Source organism: Shigella sp. FC1967 (assembly GCF_001743005.1).
Taxonomy (GTDB): domain Bacteria; phylum Pseudomonadota; class Gammaproteobacteria; order Enterobacterales; family Enterobacteriaceae; genus Proteus.
This window is the reverse complement of record NZ_MIIZ01000650.1, coordinates 1-5,569: the sequence shown is the minus strand read 5'-3', so window position 1 is coordinate 5,569 and position 5,569 is coordinate 1. Positions and strand designations below refer to the sequence as shown.

Annotated in this window: 6 protein-coding genes; 5 read left to right on the top strand and 1 reads right to left on the bottom strand. The window is 38.8% G+C overall.

Annotated elements, in window-relative coordinates; genetic code table 11:
• Positions 1 to 518: 518 nt before the first annotated feature.
• The 4 genes from cydA to ybgE are packed head-to-tail and all read left to right on the top strand — an operon-like array spanning position 519 to position 3,666.
• Positions 519 to 2,084, top strand: coding sequence for a cytochrome ubiquinol oxidase subunit I (gene cydA, locus BHE89_RS08655; protein ID WP_069370097.1), 1,566 nt, complete (start codon positions 519 to 521; stop codon positions 2,082 to 2,084).
• Positions 2,085 to 2,098: 14 nt separating this feature from the next.
• A complete protein-coding gene (gene cydB / locus BHE89_RS08650; protein WP_069370098.1) occupies positions 2,099 to 3,256 on the top strand; it encodes a cytochrome d ubiquinol oxidase subunit II in 1,158 nt (385 codons plus the stop codon).
• Between the two features lie 12 nt (positions 3,257 to 3,268).
• Positions 3,269 to 3,382, top strand: coding sequence for a cytochrome bd-I oxidase subunit CydX (gene cydX, locus BHE89_RS08645; RefSeq protein WP_069370099.1), 114 nt, complete (start codon positions 3,269 to 3,271; stop codon positions 3,380 to 3,382).
• Positions 3,382 to 3,666, top strand: a complete 285-nt coding sequence (gene ybgE / locus BHE89_RS08640; RefSeq protein WP_069370100.1) for a cyd operon protein YbgE — start codon at positions 3,382 to 3,384, stop codon at positions 3,664 to 3,666. Before cydX ends, ybgE begins: the two co-directional genes overlap by 1 nt.
• 320 nt (positions 3,667 to 3,986) lie before the next feature.
• Here the strand turns inward: ybgE and BHE89_RS08635 are convergent, their stop codons facing one another.
• Positions 3,987 to 4,739 carry a LysR family transcriptional regulator gene (locus BHE89_RS08635; protein WP_286146004.1) on the bottom strand — a complete coding sequence of 251 codons (753 nt, stop codon included), beginning with the start codon at positions 4,737 to 4,739 and terminating at the stop codon, positions 3,987 to 3,989.
• Positions 4,740 to 4,828: 89 nt separating this feature from the next.
• On the opposite strand from BHE89_RS08635, the gene BHE89_RS08630 reads away from it, so the two are divergent.
• A complete protein-coding gene (locus tag BHE89_RS08630) occupies positions 4,829 to 5,503 on the top strand; it encodes an MFS transporter (RefSeq protein ID WP_286146003.1) in 675 nt (224 codons plus the stop codon).
• The last annotated feature ends 66 nt before the right edge of the window (positions 5,504 to 5,569 follow it).

Below are 5,569 nucleotides of genomic sequence, written 5' to 3'. Positions count from 1 at the left end.
TGCAAAAAAAATGAAAATTGATATTAAAATTAATAAAACACAATTAAAAGCGTTTATTTTTAAGGCTTTTATGAAAATAAAAAGTTAATTTTATTATGGAAAATATAAGGAGGTAAATTATACTAAAAAATAAAAACAACATTGCATTAACACAGTGGTAACTATTAGGTAATTTATTCGCAACTAGTTAACATTAAAGTGTTTTTTTGATGTGGGTCAAGTTATTAATTGTGGAAAAATTTTCTGAATATGCTTAAATTGGCACACGATCAAATATGCTGTTACAAACCTAAAAGTCGTATTGTTGACCTAAGCTCAGAATTCAAATCTGGGTCACGCAAAATATATTTATTATATGTAAATATAAGCGTACTATTTGTAAGGTATTGTGTTTTTGGTCTTTAATATTCGTTGTTGTTTTTAGAGGCATTTATTGCTGGTAGTTATGAGGCTTTATAAATTTAATAAGGTCGGGTTGCCGCAAGTCGGTGTCTTCCTGCTAGGAGCAAGGAGTCAAGATGTTTGATATTGTCGAACTGTCACGGTTACAGTTTGCCTTAACAGCAATGTATCACTTCCTGTTTGTCCCATTAACGCTGGGTATGGCGTTTATGCTGGCAATCATGGAAACGATATATGTTCTGTCGGGTAAACAAGTTTACAAAGATATGACAAAGTTCTGGGGTAAGTTATTTGGTATTAACTTTGCTCTGGGTGTCGCAACTGGGTTGACCATGGAGTTCCAATTTGGTACTAACTGGTCATATTTCTCTCATTACGTCGGTGATATCTTCGGTGCGCCTTTAGCAATCGAAGGTTTGATGGCGTTCTTCTTAGAATCAACTTTCGTCGGATTGTTCTTCTTTGGCTGGGATCGCTTAGGCAAGAAGCAGCACTTGATGGTAACTTGGTTAGTTGCTTTCGGTTCTAACTTCTCTGCTCTGTGGATCCTTGTTGCGAATGGTTGGATGCAAAACCCTGTCGCTGCAGACTTCAACTTTGAAACCATGCGAATGGAAATGTTGAGTTTTGCGGATCTGGTTTTAAACCCTGTCGCTCAAGTTAAATTTGTTCACACCGTTGCTGCTGGTTACTGTACTGGTGCATTCTTTGTTCTGGGTATCAGTTCTTACTACCTGCTTAAAGGTCGTGATATCGGTTTTGCAAAACGTTCTTTCGCTGTTGCTGCTACTTTTGGTATCGCCGCTGTCTTATCTGTTATCGTACTGGGTGATGAATCTGGTTACGAAATGGGGGACGTGCAGAAAACCAAACTTGCTGCAATTGAAGGTGAATGGCATACAGAACCAGCTCCAGCTGCATTTAATCTGATTGCATTCCCTAATCAAGAAAAAATGGAAAACTCGTTTGCATTACAAATCCCTTATGTCATGGGGATTATCGCAACGCGTTCTTTCGATACGCCAGTATTAGGTCTTAACGATCTGATGAGTCAGCACGAAGTTCGTATTCGTAACGGTATGAAAGCTTACGAATTATTAAGCGAATTACGCGCAGGTAATACTGATCCTGCTATTCGAGCTGCATTTAATGACACTAAACAAGATTTAGGCTACGGCTTATTACTGAAGCGTTATACTGATAACGTTGTTGATGCAACAGAAGAGCAAATCAAATCTGCTGCAAAAGACACTATCCCTAATGTCGCACCTCTGTTCTGGTCATTCCGTATCATGGTTGCCGCAGGCTTCCTGATGTTACTGGTTGTTGCGATTTCTTTCTGGACTGTTCTGTCTAACCGTATTGGTAACTATAAATGGTTACTACGTGCTGCTCTGTTTAGTATTCCATTACCATGGATCGCAGTTGAAGCCGGTTGGTTTGTTGCAGAATATGGACGTCAACCATGGGCGATTGGTGAAATCCTGCCTACGGCTGTAGCAACTTCTTCACTGACACAGGCTGATATCCTAGTATCTATGGGGCTTATCTGCGGTCTGTACACGTTGTTCCTAGTTGCTGAAATGTTCCTGATGTTCAAATTTGGTCGCCTTGGGCCGAGTAGCCTGAAGACGGGTCGCTATCACTTTGAACAGAAGACAGCTTCTTCTCAAAGTAAGTAACACAGGAGTCCACTATGTTTGATTATGAAGTATTGCGATTTGTTTGGTGGCTACTGATTGGTATCTTACTGATTGGGTTTGCAGTCACTGATGGTTTTGATATGGGTGTTGGTGTGTTACTACGCGTTATCGCTAAAGATGACACTGAACGCCGTATTTTAATTAACTCTGTTGCACCTCACTGGGATGGTAACCAAGTATGGTTAATCACAGCTGGTGGTGCACTATTCGCTGCATGGCCAATGGTTTATGCTGCGGCATTCTCTGGTTTTTATTTCGGTATGATCTTCGTATTGGCGGCATTATTCTTCCGTCCGGTCGGTTTTGATTACCGTTCTAAACTGGAATCTCCAAAATGGCGTGGTATGTGGGATTGGGGCATCTTTATTGGTAGCTTCGTTCCGCCATTAGTTATCGGTGTTGCTTTTGGTAACCTGTTGCAAGGTGTTCCATTAGAAGTCGATAGCATGCAACGTGTATCTTATAACGGTACAACTAATGCACTAATCAACCTATTAAGTCTGTTAAACCCATACGGTTTATTAGCGGGTGTGGTTAGCTTAATGATGATTGTTGCACATGGTGCAAGTTATCTTCAAATGCGTACAACAGGTGAATTACATGAGCGTACTCGTAAAACAACGTACATTACCTCATTAATTACTTTTATCGCATTCGCATTAGCAGGTGTATGGTTAATCTATGGTATCGATGGCTTTATTGTTACAAGTGCTATTGATACTGCTGGTCCATCATCGCCACTGCTGAAAACCGTTTCTCATGAAGCGGGTGCTTGGATGACTAACTACAACAATTATCCAGTATTATGGATATTACCGGCCTTAGGTCTGCTATCTCCATTACTGGCGATTGTTGCCACTAAAGCAAATAAAGGGGGTTGGGCATTCCTGTTCACTTCACTGACAATTGCTTGTGTTATCCTGACTTGTGGTGTGACTATGTTCCCATTTGTGATGCCTTCAAGCACTTTCCCAGATGTGAGCTTAACAATGTGGGATGCAACTTCTAGCCTGTTTACTCTTCAGGTAATGACAGTTGTTGCGATTATCTTTGTACCTATCGTTCTCCTTTACACTATCTGGTGTTACTGGAAAATGCATGGTCGCCTCGATAAGAAATTTATCGAAGGCAATAATCATACTCTGTACTAAGGAGCATAGAGAATGTGGTATTTTGCATGGCTTCTCGGAACGCTCTTCGCTTGTAGTATTGCGGTGATCGCAGGACTGGCTTTCGAGCACGCTGAAGCGAAAAAAGCTTCAGAAAGTGAAGAATAATGTTGGATAAAAGCTACCAACTACTCGACAAGGGCCCTATTAGGGCTCTTGTTTTAATCATGGCGTTGGTAATGGCATTTTGTGTTATGTGGGATCCTAGCCGATTTGCAGCGAACACGAGTTCACTTGCAATTTGGCAAGGTATTCTTCTTATTTGGTCTGTATGTGCTGGAGCGACGTTTGGTCTAGCATTTCGTCCTAAACATGTTGTTGCAAAATGTTTATTACATCCAATCCCTGCAATTATTATTTTAGTTGTTGGGCTAATTTACTTTTTCTTCTAAAAAAAATACCTTATTTCTGCTCAGTGTATGAAAAAGAAATAAGGTATTTTATTTTGTAAATATCTATCCTTGGTGACTGCTCCCCGCCGTAAACGGCGAGGCTTCCCACTTCTCAGACCGCAATCCTCTGTACGACGGATTTACGCTGGTCTCCATGGGCTGAATTCTCTCACTCCTCTAGCGTTATAGTTGGATATTTTCTTTTAAGTAATCAATAAATAAACGTGTTTTTCTTGGAACATACTCACTATAAGGAAAAATAATATTAACGGATTGCATTAGCAAAGAAATTTCAGGAAACAACACGACTAGTTTTTCATCTAATAATTCTTGATGAATATACCAAATGTGGCAAAATAGTCATTCCAGCACAAGAAAGTACCATTTTTTTTTAATGCCGCAATGGTATTCGTTTCAAAATAGGCTTCTTGAGCTAACTGAGAAAGCAGAGTGTTAAATTCTGAAGAGGGTGAAAGCTTACTTTGGCGTAAATTACTATTTGCTAAATAAGGAATAGCGCTTAAGTCGTCGATAGTTTTTATTGAGAAATTCTGTAATAACTCAGGAGAGATAACCAAACTTATTTGATATTCCGCCAGTTTTGTAGAACGATAATTACTGTCTTTCAATGTGCCAAGCCGAATAGCGAGATCAAGTTTATGGTTTATTAAATCTTCAATAGATGAATTAAACGCATACTGTATTTTTAGCTTTGGGTGTAACTGCATAAATTGATTAAGTAATGGCAAAATATAGTATTTACCAAATTCAGCCGTTGAGCTTAATCGCAACGATCCCTGTAATTCTTGTTGTCCTAATCGCGCTTTATCTAAAGTTTGTTCTAACTGACTTAACACGAGACGGAAATCTTGATAAAGCATTTCACCGGTTTCAGTGAGTGAAAATCGCCGTGTATTACGATTGAGCAATGACACATCCAATTCTGTTTCTAATGCTTTGATATGAATACTTACCATTGATTTACTGAGGCGTAAATATTTTGCCGCTTGAGTAAATGAGCCTGTATCAACAACCGCAATAAAAGAGCGAATTCGATCAATTTGATTTTGCATGATTGTTTACTCTGATTAAACAATAAGTTCTATTTTGTCAGATAGACGAAATTCGTCAATCTTTCGTACTCTATGCACGGAGGATTTTTATGACTTACCGCTATCGAATTGCATCTATATTTCTGCTGGGCTTCTTTATAGATTGTATTAACATTTTTATGTCAGCTATTGCATTACCTGCAATTGCTGATGATATGCAAATCTCTATTGTTTCGGTTACATGGGTTTCAAATAGTTATATTCTGGGATTAACATTAATTATTCCATTGAGTCACTGGTTATCTCAACGTGTTGGAATTAAAGCATTGATGGTAACGTCAATGTTGATGTTTAGTTTATCTGTCGCATTAGTGGGGTATTCACACGCTTTCAGCGAACTTATTTTTTGGCGCTTTCTTCAAGGTGTGAGTGGTGGTCTGCTGATCCCTATTGGGCAAGCATTAACGTTTCAATATTTTCAAGGGCATGAAAGAAGTAAAATTTCTACACTTATTATGGCAATAGCCTTAATTGCACCTGCAATATCGCCGACATTAGGTGGATTTATTGTCGATGTTGTTTCGTGGCGTTGGGTTTTTTATAGCAATATTCCATTCTCATTGCTAACTGCGTTTCTAGCCTTTATCTGGGTAAAAGAGCCTTTACCTAAAGAAAACGTGATACCTGATATTAAAGGTATCATTCTTATTAGCTTGATCATTGTATCTGGATTGTTCGCGTTATCTGCTTATGGTGAATATCACTCAACATTTACTTGCTTTTAGCGATTTGCCCCTATTTTTTCAGCAATTTTTTTACTGTATTTTTATTATTTACCATTTATCGGCACC